At 40.8% G+C, this 16,169-nt stretch carries 19 protein-coding genes and 1 tRNA gene; 16 read left to right on the forward strand and 4 right to left on the reverse strand.

The annotated features are described in order from the left end of the window. The first annotated feature begins 23 nt into the window (after nt 1-23). The 14 genes from KBF71_01855 to KBF71_01920 all read left to right on the forward strand — a co-directional run bounded on the left by KBF71_01855 (nt 24) and on the right by KBF71_01920 (nt 10,820). Nucleotides 24-908 carry a hypothetical protein gene (locus KBF71_01855; GenBank protein ID MBP9877063.1) on the forward strand — a complete coding sequence of 295 codons (885 nt, stop codon included), beginning with the start codon at nt 24-26 and terminating at the stop codon, nt 906-908. 55 nt (nt 909-963) lie between these two features. Further along, nucleotides 964-1,323 carry a TyeA family type III secretion system gatekeeper subunit gene (locus tag KBF71_01860; GenBank protein MBP9877064.1) on the forward strand — a complete coding sequence of 120 codons (360 nt, stop codon included), beginning with the start codon at nt 964-966 and terminating at the stop codon, nt 1,321-1,323. Nucleotides 1,324-1,332: 9 nt separating this feature from the next. Next, a complete protein-coding gene (locus tag KBF71_01865) occupies nt 1,333-1,701 on the forward strand; it encodes a hypothetical protein (protein MBP9877065.1) in 369 nt (122 codons plus the stop codon). Between the two features lie 58 nt (nt 1,702-1,759). Beyond that, entirely contained in the window at nt 1,760-2,179 is a 420-nt protein-coding gene (locus KBF71_01870; GenBank protein MBP9877066.1) for a hypothetical protein, read from the forward strand. A gap of 11 nt (nt 2,180-2,190) precedes the next feature. Next, nucleotides 2,191-2,646: a hypothetical protein gene (locus tag KBF71_01875; protein MBP9877067.1), complete on the forward strand. Its 456-nt coding sequence runs from the start codon at nt 2,191-2,193 to the stop codon at nt 2,644-2,646. A 5-nt stretch (nt 2,647-2,651) separates the two neighbouring features. Continuing rightward, nucleotides 2,652-4,751, forward strand: coding sequence for a type III secretion system export apparatus subunit SctV (sctV, locus tag KBF71_01880; protein MBP9877068.1), 2,100 nt, complete (start codon nt 2,652-2,654; stop codon nt 4,749-4,751). Between the two features lie 220 nt (nt 4,752-4,971). Then, a complete protein-coding gene (locus KBF71_01885; GenBank protein ID MBP9877069.1) occupies nt 4,972-6,582 on the forward strand; it encodes an FHA domain-containing protein in 1,611 nt (536 codons plus the stop codon). Beyond that, the gene (locus KBF71_01890) at nt 6,579-6,824 is read left to right on the forward strand and encodes a hypothetical protein (GenBank protein ID MBP9877070.1); all 246 of its coding nucleotides are present in this window, start codon (nt 6,579-6,581) and stop codon (nt 6,822-6,824) included. The genes KBF71_01885 and KBF71_01890 overlap by 4 nt, the downstream gene beginning before the upstream one ends. A gap of 15 nt (nt 6,825-6,839) precedes the next feature. Further along, nucleotides 6,840-7,130, forward strand: a complete 291-nt coding sequence (locus KBF71_01895; protein MBP9877071.1) for a hypothetical protein — start codon at nt 6,840-6,842, stop codon at nt 7,128-7,130. Between the two features lie 116 nt (nt 7,131-7,246). Further along, nucleotides 7,247-8,185 carry a hypothetical protein gene (locus tag KBF71_01900; GenBank protein MBP9877072.1) on the forward strand — a complete coding sequence of 313 codons (939 nt, stop codon included), beginning with the start codon at nt 7,247-7,249 and terminating at the stop codon, nt 8,183-8,185. Between the two features lie 101 nt (nt 8,186-8,286). Beyond that, nucleotides 8,287-8,805, forward strand: coding sequence for a hypothetical protein (locus tag KBF71_01905; GenBank protein ID MBP9877073.1), 519 nt, complete (start codon nt 8,287-8,289; stop codon nt 8,803-8,805). A gap of 26 nt (nt 8,806-8,831) precedes the next feature. Then, nucleotides 8,832-9,698, forward strand: a complete 867-nt coding sequence (locus tag KBF71_01910) for a 4-(cytidine 5'-diphospho)-2-C-methyl-D-erythritol kinase (GenBank protein MBP9877074.1) — start codon at nt 8,832-8,834, stop codon at nt 9,696-9,698. Nucleotides 9,699-9,759: 61 nt separating this feature from the next. Next, a tRNA-Gln gene (locus tag KBF71_01915) sits at nt 9,760-9,834 on the forward strand. 14 nt (nt 9,835-9,848) lie between these two features. Next, a complete protein-coding gene (locus KBF71_01920) occupies nt 9,849-10,820 on the forward strand; it encodes a glycosyltransferase family 2 protein (protein ID MBP9877075.1) in 972 nt (323 codons plus the stop codon). Here the strand turns inward: KBF71_01920 and KBF71_01925 are convergent. Beyond that, nucleotides 10,774-11,424 carry a TlpA family protein disulfide reductase gene (locus KBF71_01925; protein MBP9877076.1) on the reverse strand — a complete coding sequence of 217 codons (651 nt, stop codon included), beginning with the start codon at nt 11,422-11,424 and terminating at the stop codon, nt 10,774-10,776. The two genes, KBF71_01920 and KBF71_01925, sit on opposite strands and share 47 nt — an antisense overlap. A 354-nt stretch (nt 11,425-11,778) precedes the next feature. Here KBF71_01925 and KBF71_01930 point away from each other — a divergent pair, with 354 nt between their 5' ends. Next, nucleotides 11,779-11,949 carry a hypothetical protein gene (locus KBF71_01930; GenBank protein MBP9877077.1) on the forward strand — a complete coding sequence of 57 codons (171 nt, stop codon included), beginning with the start codon at nt 11,779-11,781 and terminating at the stop codon, nt 11,947-11,949. A 3-nt stretch (nt 11,950-11,952) separates the two neighbouring features. Here KBF71_01930 and rfaE1 read toward each other — a convergent pair whose 3' ends face one another. Beyond that, entirely contained in the window at nt 11,953-13,413 is a 1,461-nt protein-coding gene (gene rfaE1, locus KBF71_01935; protein MBP9877078.1) for a D-glycero-beta-D-manno-heptose-7-phosphate kinase, read from the reverse strand. An 84-nt stretch (nt 13,414-13,497) separates the two neighbouring features. On the opposite strand from rfaE1, the gene KBF71_01940 reads away from it, so the two are divergent. Beyond that, nucleotides 13,498-14,229, forward strand: a complete 732-nt coding sequence (locus tag KBF71_01940) for an ABC transporter ATP-binding protein (GenBank protein ID MBP9877079.1) — start codon at nt 13,498-13,500, stop codon at nt 14,227-14,229. Here the strand turns inward: KBF71_01940 and KBF71_01945 are convergent, their stop codons facing one another. Continuing rightward, nucleotides 14,230-15,072: a CoA ester lyase gene (locus KBF71_01945; protein ID MBP9877080.1), complete on the reverse strand. Its 843-nt coding sequence runs from the start codon at nt 15,070-15,072 to the stop codon at nt 14,230-14,232. 71 nt (nt 15,073-15,143) lie between these two features. Continuing rightward, nucleotides 15,144-16,157, reverse strand: a complete 1,014-nt coding sequence (locus KBF71_01950; protein MBP9877081.1) for an aspartate-semialdehyde dehydrogenase — start codon at nt 16,155-16,157, stop codon at nt 15,144-15,146. Nucleotides 16,158-16,169: the final 12 nt, after the last annotated feature.

Raw genomic sequence — 16,169 nt, forward strand, 5'->3', positions numbered from 1 at the left:
AATTACATCTCCAGGAGGCAAAAATGATAACAGGTCCAGTTGATCCCAATATCACAAGTCTACTTGCAACGACTGATGCAGCCGATTTAGAAAGCATGGCAACGCAAAAAGGTCACGTTCCTGGCACAGATGAGACAGTTGAGGTTCTTTCAGAACTCAACATTGGGCTTGATGTAGATGATCTTGAAGAATTGTCAGTTGGCATCTCTGAATTACGCGGAAGAGAAATCACAAAAGCATTTGCAGGTAAAGCAGATCGACAAGAAGTTTTCAGAAAAATGGGCAGAGTTTTCGATCTTTTGCCTGACTTAAATGAGCGCGAAAAACTGCTCGATATCGTTGATCTGATCAGAGAATATCTCATCCAAAACAGCCGAGCAACCGATGGAGATATTCTTCAATTTATCCAAGCAAAAACACCCTACAGGGATGTCAGCCATCTTTATGTCACGCTCAAATTTCTGCAAGAGTCTTTTTCGCTCAAGGCCGAAGACAATCAGTTCAAAATCATTATTGAACGCGTTCTCAAATCCTATGCACAAGAAAATGGCGCTGCCATCAAAGCTGGATTAAACATCACAACACTTGCCTTTGCTGAAAGCCAGAAGCCTGGCATGGCATCCACTCAAGACCTACGGGATAACTATCGTGATGTTGTTCTTAAATTCGATGGCTTTCCGAAAACATTCTTAAATCTTTTGAAAAAATATGGAATCGACCATTTCGCACAGGGCGTTCACTTCCTTTATCTCGCTGCTGGCGCTGATATGTCATCTGCCAAATCAAGCATCGAACCTGATGATTTGCAAGAGATCCGTGAAGGCCTCTATCAAATGGCTAGCCTTCAGACAATGATTCAAAAATCAAAGTCTCTTGTAAACCGATTCCACAAAAGTAGAGCTGCATAAGACCAAACACGATTTCGTTAAGGAATCATCATTAATTCTTCGCTACACTCGAGACATGACAAAAGACATCACAATATCAGACAAGCAACTCGAAAAGGAAGCCATTGAGCTTCTTGAAGCCGTCATCCCGCTTTTCGCAGAAAAATGGCTTGATCCAGGCAAATTAATGGCTCTATGTGAAAAATTCACGGGAGCCTCCAAACTGTCGCCTGAAGAAGGTATTGCACAAAAAATTCTCTTCTTCACCGGTCTTTTGAACGATATTATAAAACCGTTACCCTTGCGTTTCTACCAAGATGACTCCCAAAGAACACATATGATCGAAACAATCCAACAAATTATCGATGAATTGGTTCTGCAAGAAGAAGAAATGGTCATCTATGAAGATGTAAGCAATTCTGATGAAACAAAATGAGGTTTAATCATGACTCAACTCAATGAAGCCGTTCGTGAATTTGGTGAAAAAATGGGCCTAAAAGGCTTAGATGTTCCAGAAAAAGGGTCAAGAGCCCTCAATTTTGAAAAAAAAGGCATCTTGAGCTTTGAACGTAAACCTGGAGGCGTTCTTATAAATCTCATTCGGCAACATCCACAACTCTATGAAAACACTTACCAAAAAGCCCTCAGCCTTTCACACTCAGGTATTCACTCGATATTTAATGTAACAGCCGCAACAAAAGGCGACAATATTCTCATTTTTTCTGCCTTTATAGAAGAATATGATATATCTTACCAGAATATACACATGGTATTTGATCATCTCATCAATTTACACCAACAGGTAATGGCTTAACAGACCTGAAGAATTTTCTCACCTCAACTGATTTTGCAATTTCTTATTAACAAGTTTTATGGCATTCTATCAAGCAAACAACAATGATAGGCCAAAAATGGTTGATGACATCAGACCCAATTTACCACCCATGCTCTCTCCGAGAAGCATTGAGTCTATATCGCAAGGCGCACCGAAGGAATCACTCGCACCTGGGGGTCTTCTGACACAGGCAGGCGTTATTATTCGCACATCTGTTAATGAAATTTTCCCAAACAATATAGATCTCGCCTTGAAAATTCTGTTACAGCCTGAGATTGCAAACAAAGAGCTTTTCAACAGAAGTAAATTCAGATCTCAGACAAACTCTGTGAAATCAAAAACCAAAAAACTTGCTGAAAAAAATCCTGAATTTTCAGACATTGCTGCATTTTTTGATGAAGTCTCTGAAAACAATGAAATATTTGACGGATATTTCAATTCAAATCTGCAATCATAAAGGACCTCAGCATGACAGCCGATGAAGATATCCGTGAAAAATACGCCCCTGAAAAAGTGAATGAACTTTCTCAGCAAACGCTGAGAAAAGACTTTGATGATATGGATCGTGAATATCTCTATATTCTGGGCGATGCCTTTCTCCAATGTGGTCATATTGCGAAAGCTTTAAAGATTTTTCAATTTATCGAAAAAATTTTCCCCAAAGATCTGCATGCCCGTAAGTGTATTGCTTATGGTCTTTTGATTCTGCAATCTTATCAAGAATCACTTGCACTTGTTTTGGAACTAAAGCAAAATAAATTAGAAGAAATAAGTGATGCAACTCTCTCCCTGATTCTTGCCAGAATTTATGCAACTCAGGGGAAAATGGAAGAAGCACGGGTCGCAATGCAAGACTTTATCGACATCCGCAAAATGCATGGCAATCCAGACATTCAAAAACAAAAACAACCCTATGGTCCATAAAAAATATGTTTGTAGATAATATCAAAGGCTTCCTTTTACTCATGTCAAGACGAAATGACGTTGCACTTGCTGTTCTGCTTGTTGCAATTATTTTCATGATGATTCTGCCCTTACCAACTGTTGTGATCGATACACTGATCGCTTTCAGCCTTTGTTCTGCAGCGATTCTTTTGATGACAGCTGTTTATCTTCAATCGCCTCTTGAATTTTCAACCTTCCCCTCTGTCCTGCTCATCACGACGATTTATCGACTTGCGCTTGGGATTTCAACAACCCGTGTTATTTTGCTAAATGCAGATGCGGGTGAAATTATTTACACCTTCGGAAACTTCGTTGTTGCAGGGAATCTCATTGTGGGTGCTGTGATCTTTTTGATCATCACCATTGTACAATTTATTGTGATTACAAAAGGGTCAGAGCGTGTTGCAGAGGTTGCAGCTAGATTCTCTCTTGATGCGATGCCTGGTAAACAAATGAGTATTGATGGCGACATGAGAGCTGGTGTTATCGATATGAATGAAGCCAAGCGTCGTCGTGGCCTTGTTGAAAAAGAAAGTCAACTTTACGGGTCCATGGATGGTGCGATGAAGTTCGTAAAAGGTGATGCGATTGCCGGCCTTATCATCATCGTTGTCAACATCATTGGAGGGATCTCAATCGGAACACTCATGCATGGCATGTCTGTTGGTGAGGCTCTCGAACTTTATTCCATTCTCACAATCGGTGATGGCTTGGTTCAGCAGATCCCTGCTCTCTTTATCTCAATCACAGCGGGTGTGATTGTAACGCGCGTTTCAGCTGAAGATGCTGAAAACCTTGGTCAAGACATCGGAAAACAACTCGGAGGTCAACCAAAAGCTCTTTTAATCGCCAGTGCGATTATGTTCCTTTTTGCCCTTATTCCAGGCATGCCTGAGCTCGTTTTCATTCCTCTTTCTATCATTGTTGGAGCAGCAGGCTATTTCAGACTAAAAGCAGCAAGACTTGCTGCTGAAGGAGGCGGCGATACTGAAGGTATTCCATCAATGACACCTGCGGCACAATTACCAGGCGGTAAAAAGGAAGGCGCGAAAGAAGGTGAAGACTTTGCACTCACCGTCCCTCTCCTGGTGGATGTGAGCTCTTCTGTTCAAAAATCGATCAAAGCAGGCGTTCTGAATAGCGAGCTGATGAAGTTACGACGCGCTCTTTATTTTGATTTGGGCGTTCCTTTCCCGGGCATTCATTTACGCTTTAACGATGAGGCTGAGCCAAACACCTACTCAATCTTAATGCAAGAGATCCCGATTGTTCGCGGTCAGCTAAAGCCTGGCTTTATTCTCGCACGTGAATCAAAAGAAGACCTTACGGTCATGAACATCCCTTTCGAAGAAGAACAGGAATTTTTACCGCGCACGCCAACTCTATGGGTTGATGAAAAATACAAAAAGAACATGGATGAGAATGAATTCCGTTATCTCGATAACGTTCAGATCTTAACCTACCACCTCTCCTTTGTGCTGAAAAAGTACGGTGAAGAATTTGTTGGCATGCAAGAAACCAAATTCCTCCTGACAAAAATGGAAGCACAATTCCCTGAATTGGTTAAAGAGGTGCAGCGTATCCTGCCTATCCAGAAAATCACCGAGATTCTGCAACGCCTCATTTCAGAAGAGGTTTCTATCCGAAACCTCAGAACAATTGTCGGCGCTCTGATCGAATGGGGACAAAAAGAGAAAGATACAGTCCTTCTCACAGAATATGTCCGCTCAAGCTTGAAAAGATACATTAGCTTCAAATACAGTATTGGCAATAACATCCTACCAGCCTATTTGCTAACACCTGACTTAGAAGACACAATCCGCAATGCGATTCGCCAAACCTCATCCGGCAGCTACCTTGCCCTTGAACCTAAGGTGACAAAACAAATACTCGATACGATCAAATCAACCGTTGGTGATTTGAGTAAAAGCCAAAAACCACCTGTTTTGGTGACTTCAATGGATATTCGTCGTTATGTTCGCAAACTCATCGAAGGTGATTTGTTTGATCTGCCTGTTATATCATATCAAGAAATAACTTCAGATATCACTGTTCAACCGCTTGAAAGGATCAGCATTGAATAAAATTAACATTTTGTCATGATTTTTATGTCAAAATGATTCAACTAGACATATAATAAACTAACACCTGGCATAATAGGTTATTTTCGAGGGAGTTTTAGGAAAGACGAAGCCGAGCACCGCAGAATATATGGACATATTTGAGGAGCGGAGGCGAGACTTGACGACAAAATCACCGAAAAGAAGCATTATGCCCAATAACAAGAAAAACTAGGATAGACGGATGTCTCCAGACGAAGAAGACGAAACAATTAGCAACGATGACCAAGACATCTCTACTGATGAGGTGAGCTCTCCTGTTTCAACAGATGAAATGGGCAATGGGAATGTGATGCTAAAAATCTTCTCTGGTCCTCATAATGGCGGGGAATTTGACTTAGATGATGCTGAGTACACAATCGGCCAAGACGAAGATTGCGATATTGTTTTTTCAGACCAATCTCTGTCAGGCAAACATGCCAAATTAACCATCCATGATGGTGAATTCGTTATTTCTCCCCTGAATGGGTCGGTTTATCTATCTGGTGAACTTTTGGGTCCAGGCGACCATATCATTCCAAGCTATGAAATGGTCACAATGGGCGGGACAAATTTTGCCTTTGGCTATTCAAAAGATCAGTGGCCTAAGCTCACGATTCCTCTAATCAACAAAATGCTAGATGATCATAATGATCTTCAAAATGATCATCCTCAAACAGAGACACTTGCTGAAAACAGAGATGAGTCCAACAGGCCTGATGCTCCAATTGATGGCTCGCGCGAATCTATTTTTCAAACTGGACGCTGGAGAGAATCATACAGCAAGGTCAAAACACAATTTACAGAAAAACCTCTGATGGCCTTAGGCATCTCTTTGGTTAGTATCCTCTTTTTATCTGGCATCTTTTATGCCATCTTCACAATGATGAGCCCTTCAAAACCATCAATCATTGATCTTGAAAAAACCTATATTCAACGCGCTAATAAAATCATTGAAGAACAAGGTCTCAAAGATCATGTCTTTGCAAGTGGGCCCTTTGATAATTACATTATTGTCAAAGGATATGTCACAACTCAGGCACAAAAAGATAATTTACTCGGAGCCTTCCAGGCCGAAGGAATTTCTGTTGATCCTCAATTATATGTTATCTCAGTGATTGAAGAATCTGCACGCGTTGTTTTATCAGCGTTAGGTTATGACCTCAAGGTTAAAATGATTGAAGATGGTGTCCTTAAAATTCAAGGTGTTGTTGACACTGAAGGCCCTTTGATGGATAAGCTTGTGAGTCTCAAAAATGACGTTGCAGGGATCGAGCGTATTGATGATCAAATTATTGCAATGGATACGCTAGGCTCAACCCTCCATCAGATTGCGAATAAGTATAACCTGCTTGATCATCTCTCTTTTGCCATTTTAGGCAGACAAATTAATGTGACCGGTTCTATCCCCGAGGCTTTATCTGATCCTTACGATAAAATGATCACAGCGGTTAAAGCAATTCTATATGATGAATTCCAAGTACTCGCGCAAGTCAAGATCACATCAAATCCAAATCAGCTAGATACTGCTGAGAAAAAAACATTCGAGCTTCTGAATCAAAACCTCTCTGGTGTTGTGTTAGGGAATGCCCCTTATCTTGTGTTCAATGATACAACGCATTATCCTCTCAAATCCAAACTGCCAGATGGTGCTGAAATCAAAGTCATTAATCAGAATGAAATCATTTTCGTGAAAGATGATGAAGAGACCCCCTATCCTTATCGCAAAGTCGCACAATGGGTTCTTGAAAAAGCAGAAACCAAAACAAGAATACCAACAACCAAACCATCAACCTCGCAAAAGACAAAGCCATGAATACACAACCTTTTTCTCTACATTCAGTTCGATTAACGCCTCTTGCAAAGAAACTTTCTGGTCCAACTGGCAACCAAGAAAATCGGGCTCTCATGGATGATCTTTATCTGTGGAAAGGCAAAACCCAAGCTCACTTACAGGGAAAGCTTTCATCAAAAGAATATGCAAAATATGCACGCTTTCTTGATGCAATTGATGCATCAATTCAATTTTTAATCGCATCAAACGAACAAAAAATATAAGAATGGAGACAAAAAATGGCCAATGACGTACTAAGTATCATGACAATCGCTGAGGCCTTTATTGGTGCAGTGAATCGAAGCAATAAAGAAATCCTGGAACTCATATCCGCTTCAACTGTTGTTACAGGAACAACGGTTATATCTGGGGTAACAACAACACTCTTTCAGTTCGATTTAACAAACCAAGCGAATTTGCAAATCTTTCAAGCAAAAATATCAGCCAACAATATCATCAACCAGACCTCAACAAACACAATTGCGTCTTTTGGACAAGCAACCCAAGCTGTTGCGGCAAATATTCAATAGTCATTCTGACTGATTTCAAGGCACAGACGCTGATATTGAATACCTGGTATTTATGCATAAAGATGTGATATAGTCTCGTATCCCCTTTAACGACTTATGGGCAAAACTGTACACCTATGAAAAAGCTCTATTCATTTTTAAAATTCATTCAACACGCCATTGAGCTCGTTCTTTTTGTTGTCATCTATTTTTTCTTTAAGCTCTTGCCTTTTGATACAGCATCCGCATTGGGCGGCTTTCTCTTTAAAACCATTGCACCCCATTTAAAAATGAACAAGCGTGTTCGCCAGCACTTAAAAATTGCCTTTCCGGAAAAAGACGCAGCCTGGCGCACGGAAACACTTATTGCTTTCTGGGAACAGCTTGGTCGAAATTTTGGCGAATTTCCACATCTTCCATCGTTAAAAGATCCTAAGAAATTTAGAGAGCGCGTTGAATTCAAAGGTGTGGACATTCTCAAAGAAAAATTAAATGAAGACAGGCCAATCATCTGTTTTTCAGGTCACATGGCAAACTGGGAAGTACCAACCTATCTCTCCTATTGTTTCGGTTTTAAAACATCTGTGATTTACAAGGAACTTGAAAATAAGTATCTTGATGTCTTTCTTAAATGGGGTCGCTCTCACGGTGATTATATCACCCTTCTTCCCAAAGGAAATCTCTCTTCTAAGGGTATCATTACTGCCATGCAAGAGAAGCGCATCTTGATGCTATTGGTCGATCAAAATGCCAAAAAAGGTATTGAGACAACATTTTTTGATCAAATTGTCATGTCTCCTGTTGCACCTGCGAAATTCTCACTCAAATACGATGCCAATCTTTTTATTGCAAGACTGATTCGCAAAAAAGGAGCCTATTTCTGCCTTGAATTTAAACCCTTGATTGTCGATTTAAGCCAGTGTAAGAGTCATCTCGAAAAAGAACGTCACATCACCAATCTCATCAACCGTCAATTTGAAGAATGGATTCGCGAAAACCCAGCTCAATGGCTATGGACCTATCGAAGATGGGGAAGCTACTTACTTGAATCTGTTCAAGATGATCTCACAGATTAAATATGATCATGAATAAGATTTTTTTTAAGGCTATGCTTTAATTTTCACGTGATATCTGTGATTTTTGTGCTACAATGATCTTATAAGGGGGAAGTACGTCGATGAAAGATAATATTGATAAACCAACGATCCGTTATGATTTACTTGTTGAAAATGCGCTTCGCATGGTCGTTCGTGATGCATTAAAAGATGTTGAAAAAAATGGTCTTTCTGGAGAGCATCATTTCTATGTTACTTTTAACACGCAGAACCCCAAAATTGTGATCCCTGACTATCTCAGAGAGGGATACGACACAGAGATGACAATTGTCCTTCAATATGAATTTTATGACCTGAAGATTTATCCCGATAAATTCTCAGTCACGCTCAGCTTTGATGATGTCTTAGAGCGTCTAGAAATTCCATTTGCTGCCATCACCAGCTTCGCTGATCCGTCTGTTAACTTCGCGCTCCAATTCAATCCTATAGGAGAAGCTGAAGGTGAAGATGACGAATTTGATGAATTCGATCATATTGCAACAGACATTCTTGATGAAACCGGAAAACAAAAACCGGTCAAACAAGACGATAATAATGTTGTTGCGCTTGATGCCTTCCGCAAAAAACAACAGAAAAAATAGGTTCATCCCCAACAAAACAGAGCCCAATGCATCTTAAAAGCCCTGCAAAAATAAACCTTTACCTCCATCTTTTTGGCAAAAGAATGGATGGGTACCATGCGCTTGAGACTTTTTTCTGCCCTATCAACTTTTATGACGAGATTCGATTAGAACAACAGGATCTCAGGGAAGAATCTCAGCTTCTGCTTGCAGATAAGGTCAATCCTGAACCTGACTTTATCGAAAACAATATCATCTTAAAAACCATCAGGGCCTTTGATAGAGCTTTTGGCACAAAATCATCATTCAAGATATCCCTCAAAAAAAATATTCCCATCCAAGCAGGCCTTGGTGGCGGTTCATCGAATGCAGCCAGCATGCTTCTTTTTCTTGCAGAGCATCATCAAAAATCAGACCAGAAAGAAAAACTCATAGAGATTGGAGCCTCGCTCGGCGCAGATGTCCCAGGCTTTTTGTTTAATGGTCCATCGATTGCCCGCGGACTTGGAGAAAAACTCGAAAAAGCCCCAACCCTGCCCGATTACACAATTCTACTCGTCAATCCCAGAATCCCCATCTCAACGCCCCATCTTTTCAGACAATTATCGTATCCTTTAATTGACAAAAACACGCCCTCACTTTCATTACCAACAGTCAATTTTGATATTATTTGCCATGAACTTAAAAATGACTTAGAGCTCAAAGCTATTGAAATCTGCCCACCTCTCTCTGACCTTTTAGACTCTATCAGAAAACAACAAGGATGTTTTCTCGCTCGACTATCTGGTAGCGGGGCTACTTGTTATGGCCTCTTTCACACAGATAAAGAAGCACAAAAGGCTGAAAAAGCAATCAATGAGCAACACCCTACTTACTGGACGAGGCAGGCAAAAGCCCTTGGCGAAAAAAAATGATCTTTTTCGAAAAGAAAGACTTGCGCTTTTCTCTATTTCCCATTATGTTATTTGTTATCGTTGGGGTGTAGCCAAGTGGTAAGGCAGCGGTTTTTGGTATCGCCATTCGTGGGTTCGAGTCCTACCACCCCAGCCATTAAAGTTGAAAACATGCCTCGCATCTCATATATCATCACCATCTATAATAAGTCACAATTTATTCCCCATCTTATCCATGGGCTTAAATCTCAAATTGGCACTTTTGAGAAAGAGTTTATCTTTGTCGATGATGGCTCAACAGATAATAGCCTTGATCTTTTGCATCAGCTCACAAAAAAATGGGCAAATACCACAATTATGACACAAGAAAATCAAGGCCCTGCAATTGCCTTGAATGCTGGACTAGAACGTGCAACTGGTGATTATATCAAAATGATGGATGGCGATGATCTATTGGCACCTCACGCAACATTAGCCTTGTTAAATGCCCTGATCAAACACAAAGCAGATTTCATTTACACAACACATGAAACTCAAGATCAGTACGATATTGATGCGGCACCCGCACAAGAACCTGTCGATGACACTATCAATGAGCTTACCATCGAGATCATGGATCATCAAAAGCTCTTGAAAAGTGCCTTTACCAGAGCGCAAAGCGTTCCAACAAGTTGGTTTGGAACGGCCGAGCTCTTCAAAAAAACAAAAGGGTCTGATCCACTTGTTTTTGTTCAAGATTATTCATTAGAATTGCGCTTATTTTACTATAGTCAAAAAACCCTTCGCACGAAAGCAAAGCTATTCTCAACACCAAACACGCCTTTAGGCCGACTCTCCCAAGATGAAGCTCAAACACTTCATGATGTAAATCTGGCTCTGATTCGCTTTATCAGTAACAACGCAGCTATTCCGACATCTCTACAACAATACGGAATTATGCGTGTTTTGAGCAGAGCGCGCAATTGGGGAAAACGATATGGCTCATTCAGCGAAAAATGCAAACTCACACTCACTTACCTCAAATGCAAAGCTGGTTACTTTCCATCACTCGAAATGCTGCCTGTTATTGGGTGTCGCATTTTCCACCATAGTCATCCTATTCGGACATTGACTTCTCTGGGGAATCCTTATTCGCCTTCTTGATTTGCTCGCGCACAAAAGTGGTCAGACGTCGACTGTTCGCATAAACTTTGCCGTCAAAACGCGCAACCTCTCTTCCATCTCTATCAATAAAAATAGCCATGGGCAACGATTTCACAATACCTAAATCAACGAGCGATCTGCCAAATTGATCCTGATAAATGCTTAGATGATCAATGTTATGGCTCTCATAGAGATGCCTTAAACGCTTCATTTCAAATTGATCAAGAGAAACGGGAACCACTTCAAACTTTCTCATGCCTATCTTTTGCTGCAAATGATTCAGCGTCACTAGGTCTTTTTGATAGTTCTTACACCAACCTGCCCATAAATAAAGCAGCACAACCTTTCCGCGAAAATCGCTCAGATAAAACTCTTTACGATCTTCATTTAAGAATGAAATATTGATGACATTTTTAACGCCTTCAGAAGGAATAATATCTGTTTTTTGCACAGGACCTGATGTCATGAATGCGCTGACCATGTCATCATCGATAATGATCCAACCCACAAACGAAAATACAATTGTGAACAACACAAAGGTTACCAACAAGGTTGGTGGCATTTTCTTAAAAAAATTGGGCTTAAAAGTATTTTTCCAGTTCATCTTTCTTCTTAACCAGTTCCAGCTGTTTTATCGAAATTCTATAACTCTTCTTCATAAATACAAAATCTCAACCAAAAAATCCATCAAAAAATAACTGAGACTGCTGCGAAAGTCCAATGAAACCAAAATTACGACTTTCTTCCGTCATTCAGAATCGCCAAAAGGCGACGTGGAATCTCATGTAATCAAAAACTTAGCACAATTTTTATTGAGAAGCTGCAGAGACTCCACGGGCCCTTCAGGCCCTCTGAGTGACGCGGATTAGATTTACACGGCAGCCTCATAACCATAATCTTTCTTTTCAAAGAAAAAAAACTAGCCTATACTACTCAAATAAATAATAGGAGCCATATCTTGATAAATCTCATACGCACATTTTCTTTTATTCTTTGCGCTCTGATGCTTAGTCTTTTTGTAATCGGATGCGGCAAAAAACCATCATCCCTTGATCCACCAGAGGGCACGCATGATCCTGAATACCCAAGACAATATCCAGCACCTCTACCTCCTGAAGGCAAGCAGTAATCGTTATTGATTACTTGCAATTTTATAAACCATCGATGTGGTTGAATGCCCGACTTGTAATGGCACCAGAGCAACTCTGCCACCATATTGCTGAACCAAATCAGCACCGACGACTTCATCTATTGTGTAATCGGCTCCCTTGACCAACACGTCAGGCCTCATCGCCTCAATCAATGTTATCGGTGTGTCCTCATCAAAAAAAACGATCATATCAACATCAGCCAGAGACGAGAGCACAAGAGCTCTTGCTGTTTCATTTTGAATCGGACGCAGGGCCCCTTTGAGACGTTTAATTGAAGCATCTGTATTCAGGGCTAAAATAAGACGATCACACTCTTTGCGTGACTGTCTGATCAAATGAACATGTCCAGGATGCAAAAGATCAAAACAGCCGTTCGTGAACCCAATCTTATAACCTTTTTGACGCCAAGCCTTAAGTCGATCAAGAGCCGGCCCCAATTCATGAATCTTAAGGGCATGAGAAAAGGCCTCTTGGTTTTGTAGTGCAGCGCGCAGTTCTTCAAGAGATATTGTCGCTGTACCGACTTTTTCAACAACAAGTCCACCCGCAATATTAGCCAAGAGAGCGGCATCTGAAAGCTCCATTCCAACGCTCATACAAGCTGCAAGTGTTGATACAACAGTATCACCAGCACCCGACACATCAAAAATTTCGCGCGCCTTTGTTGGAATATGGATCGGGACTACTTCTTCTGAAACAAGCGTCATCCCTTTTTCACTCCGCGTTACAAGAACATTCCCAATACCATATGTCTTTTGAATAAATCGCGCTGCCTCAACAATCTCATCATCTTCACGCACAGCACGACCAAATGCTGCAGAGGTTTCCGAAAGATTGGGCGTAATTAAAGTTGCACCGCGATATTTCTCATAGTCAGCCCCTTTTGGGTCAACCAAAACACCAACACCATTTGCACGCGCAAGCTTAATAATTTTTTGACAAAGATATGGTGTCAACACACCTTTTGCATAGTCAGATAAAATAATCAAATCAATCGATTTGATATTCTGTGTTGCATAAGCAATGAGCCTGTCTGCGACTTCTGGCAAAATATCGTGAGAGTCTTCTTCGTCAACACGAAGCAGATGCTGTGTTCCCGCAATAAATCTTTTCTTGAGCGTTGAACGTCTTTTTTCATCCATCCACAAAAGAGACAGATCGCCTATCTTTCCATCAGAGAGCTCTGTAATCTTGTGACCGATCTGATCTTTTCCTAGAACACTCATGAAATGAGCCTGCACTCCAAGAGAGACAAGATTATTGATCACGTTACCAGCACCACCAATCATTTCATCAAAATGATCAAATTTCATAATAGGGATTGGCGCTTCTGGAGAGATACGCTCAACTTTTCCATAAATGAATCGATCGAGCATCGCATCGCCTATACACAGCACATGCGTTCCAGAAAACTGATCTAAAAGATTTAATACTTGTTGCATATTGTCCAAGAAAGTTGTCAAATTTATTTTTAAACAATACTGCATTCAACGCGAAAAGAAAAGTAAAATCAACGGTACCCTCACATGACAGCTTCATCACCAGCCATTGAACTCAAAAATCTCACCAAAACATTCAAAAAGACCAATGTTGTAAACCATATTAATCTACAAATTGAGCGCGGATCAATGACAGCTCTTTTAGGAAGCAATGGGGCCGGCAAAACAACAACTCTTTCAATGATTATGGGCGTTGTCACACCTTCATCTGGCCACGTTTATATCAATGGTGAGGATTTTTACAAAGACCCGCAGTCGCATCTTAAAATGATGAATGTCTCTTCACCTTACATTGAACTCCCTAAAACACTGACAGTTCTTGAGAATCTAAGAGTTTTTGCAGGTCTTTACAATGTAAGAGACCAAAATACCAAAATTGATCAACTTCTCCATGATTTTCGCCTTAAAGATTTCCGCAACAAACCTGCAGGAAGACTCTCTGCAGGACAAAAAACAAGACTTTCTTTGGCCAAAGCACTCCTCAATGATCCACAAATCTTGCTCCTTGATGAACCGACTGCCTCTCTTGATCCAGAGAGTGCGGATTGGATACGCAGCTATCTGAAAACCTACCAGCAAAAAACAAAGGCAACGATTCTCCTTGCCTCTCACAATATGTTTGAAGTTGAAAAATTAGCTGATCATATTTTCTTCATGCATCATGGCAAAATCCTCAAAGAAGGCAATCGCCTTTCATTGCTCGATTACTTTGAGGCCGATTCTCTTGAAGAGATGTTCATTAAGATCGTACGGGAATAACTATAAAGACAGCATCTCTTTTGCTTGCTCATAGTGAAGTGCCTCAATGCATTTTCCATCGAGCTGAATCACTGCTTTTCCTGATTTTTGAGCCTCTTCATAAGCAGCCACAATCGATTTTGCCCAAATCAAATCACTTGAAGATGGCGAATATAGCCGATTCGCTGCCTCAATGGTTTTGGGATGAATCAGGGTCTTGCCATCAAAGCCCATTTCCTTTCCTTGGCGACATGAAAATGCAAAGCCATCATCATCATTCAAATCCAAATGCACACCATCCAAAATCTGAAGACCATGGGCTCTGGCTGCTAAAATAGAATAAGAGAGACTCGTAATCAATGGCAGTCTGTCTTGCGTATGCGCTGCTCTTAAATCTTTTGCCAGATCTGATGTGCCCATCACAAGACAAGACAGCCGCTCTGAACTTCTTGCAATTTCTTTGGCATTTAAAATAGCAAGAGGCGTTTCCATCATTGCCCAGAGCTTAACTGTCTGAGGCGCTTTTTGGATTGTGAGCAGACTTTCGACCTTGTGAATTTGCTGAGCTGATTCAATTTTTGGCAAAAGAATGGCTGACACCTTTGCCCCTGCGAAGACACTCAGGTCATCATACCCCCAGTCTGTTTCAAGTGAATTGATCCTTATGATCAACTTATGAGAGAGGTGTGAGGCTTCAGCACAAAATTGTTTTACTCTCTCTCTGCTTTGGATTTTTTCAGAAGGCGCAATCGCATCTTCTAGATCCAAAATATAAGCATCGGCCGCTAATGCTTGAACTTTAGCTAATGTTTTTTCTTGATCAGCGGGGACATAGAGAACAGAACGAAGGGGATTATATTGCATAGGAGCCTCTCTTTCATTGAACACCTCTTTATCTTGTCGGTGATTCTCAGAAATATCCAGCCCCTTTTTTACTAAAAGGCTTCTTTTATGAGTAATTCCGCAATTTGAACAGCATTGAGCGCCGCCCCCTTACGTAAATTATCAGAGACAACCCAAAGATTTAGCCCATTATCAACCGTTGAATCTTCTCGGATACGAGAGACATAAACCAAATCCTCACCCACGCATTCTTGCGGTGTCACGTAGCCATCATCTGACTTACGGTCAACAACAGAAACACCTGGCGCTGACTTCAAGAATTTTCTTGCTTGCTCAGCTGATATCTCATTTTCAAATTCAATATTGGCTGACATAGCATGGCCAACAAAAACAGGAACACGCACGGAAGTCACAGAAACTTTGATCTTCGGATCAACAATCTTTTTGATCTCAACCATAATTTTCCATTCTTCTTTTGTGCCACCATCATCCATAAACTGATCAATATGCGGGATCACATTGAAGGCAATCTGTTTTGTAAACTGCTCTTTGGTCATTTCTTGGTTCATATAGATACCACGCGTTTGATTAAAGAGCTCATCCATCGCAGCCCGGCCTGCGCCCGACACAGATTGATAAGTTGAAATCACAACACGCTTGATCTTTGCAGCGTCATGAAGTGGCTTTAATGCGAGAACCAGCATCGCAACAACACAGTTGGGATTGGCAATAATCTTCTTCTTTTTGTACAAAGAGAGCGCGCCAGGATTCACTTCTGGAACGATGAGCGGAATATCAGAATCAACCCGAAAATGAGAGCTATTATCAATGAGAATCGCGCCTGATTTTGTGATCTTATCCGCATATTGACTGATCACCTTTGAACCTGCTGATGCTAAAACAATATTCACTTTTGAAAAATCGAATGAGCTTAGTGAATCAACAGAAATATCTTCATTTTCGCCATATGAAATTTGGGCGCCTACAGAATTTTCAGAGGCAAGAACGAAAACATTTTTCTTTGAAAATCCGCGTTCTGCAAGAATTTGAACAATCTCTCTGCCAACATTCCCAGTCGCACCGATCACCGCAATTTTAACGCTCATGAAAAACCTCTT

Source organism: Alphaproteobacteria bacterium (assembly GCA_018063245.1).
Taxonomy (GTDB): domain Bacteria; phylum Pseudomonadota; class Alphaproteobacteria; order JAGPBS01; family JAGPBS01; genus JAGPBS01.

What these genes read in the sequence shown, in the direction of transcription:
- KBF71_01855 (MBP9877063.1), top strand. Translation starts at nt 24, where the DNA reads ATGATAACAGGTCCAGTTGATCCCAATATCACAAGTCTACTTGCAACG.
- KBF71_01860 (MBP9877064.1), top strand. Translation starts at nt 964, where the DNA reads ATGACAAAAGACATCACAATATCAGACAAGCAACTCGAAAAGGAAGCC.
- KBF71_01865 (MBP9877065.1), top strand. Translation starts at nt 1,333, where the DNA reads ATGACTCAACTCAATGAAGCCGTTCGTGAATTTGGTGAAAAAATGGGC.
- KBF71_01870 (MBP9877066.1), top strand. Translation starts at nt 1,760, where the DNA reads ATGGCATTCTATCAAGCAAACAACAATGATAGGCCAAAAATGGTTGAT.
- KBF71_01875 (MBP9877067.1), top strand. Translation starts at nt 2,191, where the DNA reads ATGACAGCCGATGAAGATATCCGTGAAAAATACGCCCCTGAAAAAGTG.
- sctV (MBP9877068.1), top strand. Translation starts at nt 2,652, where the DNA reads ATGTTTGTAGATAATATCAAAGGCTTCCTTTTACTCATGTCAAGACGA.
- KBF71_01885 (MBP9877069.1), top strand. Translation starts at nt 4,972, where the DNA reads ATGTCTCCAGACGAAGAAGACGAAACAATTAGCAACGATGACCAAGAC.
- KBF71_01890 (MBP9877070.1), top strand. Translation starts at nt 6,579, where the DNA reads ATGAATACACAACCTTTTTCTCTACATTCAGTTCGATTAACGCCTCTT.
- KBF71_01895 (MBP9877071.1), top strand. Translation starts at nt 6,840, where the DNA reads ATGGCCAATGACGTACTAAGTATCATGACAATCGCTGAGGCCTTTATT.
- KBF71_01900 (MBP9877072.1), top strand. Translation starts at nt 7,247, where the DNA reads ATGAAAAAGCTCTATTCATTTTTAAAATTCATTCAACACGCCATTGAG.
- KBF71_01905 (MBP9877073.1), top strand. Translation starts at nt 8,287, where the DNA reads ATGAAAGATAATATTGATAAACCAACGATCCGTTATGATTTACTTGTT.
- KBF71_01910 (MBP9877074.1), top strand. Translation starts at nt 8,832, where the DNA reads ATGCATCTTAAAAGCCCTGCAAAAATAAACCTTTACCTCCATCTTTTT.
- KBF71_01920 (MBP9877075.1), top strand. Translation starts at nt 9,849, where the DNA reads ATGCCTCGCATCTCATATATCATCACCATCTATAATAAGTCACAATTT.
- KBF71_01925 (MBP9877076.1), bottom strand. Translation starts at nt 11,424, where the DNA reads ATGAACTGGAAAAATACTTTTAAGCCCAATTTTTTTAAGAAAATGCCA.
- rfaE1 (MBP9877078.1), bottom strand. Translation starts at nt 13,413, where the DNA reads ATGCAACAAGTATTAAATCTTTTAGATCAGTTTTCTGGAACGCATGTG.
- KBF71_01940 (MBP9877079.1), top strand. Translation starts at nt 13,498, where the DNA reads ATGACAGCTTCATCACCAGCCATTGAACTCAAAAATCTCACCAAAACA.
- KBF71_01945 (MBP9877080.1), bottom strand. Translation starts at nt 15,072, where the DNA reads ATGCAATATAATCCCCTTCGTTCTGTTCTCTATGTCCCCGCTGATCAA.
- KBF71_01950 (MBP9877081.1), bottom strand. Translation starts at nt 16,157, where the DNA reads ATGAGCGTTAAAATTGCGGTGATCGGTGCGACTGGGAATGTTGGCAGA.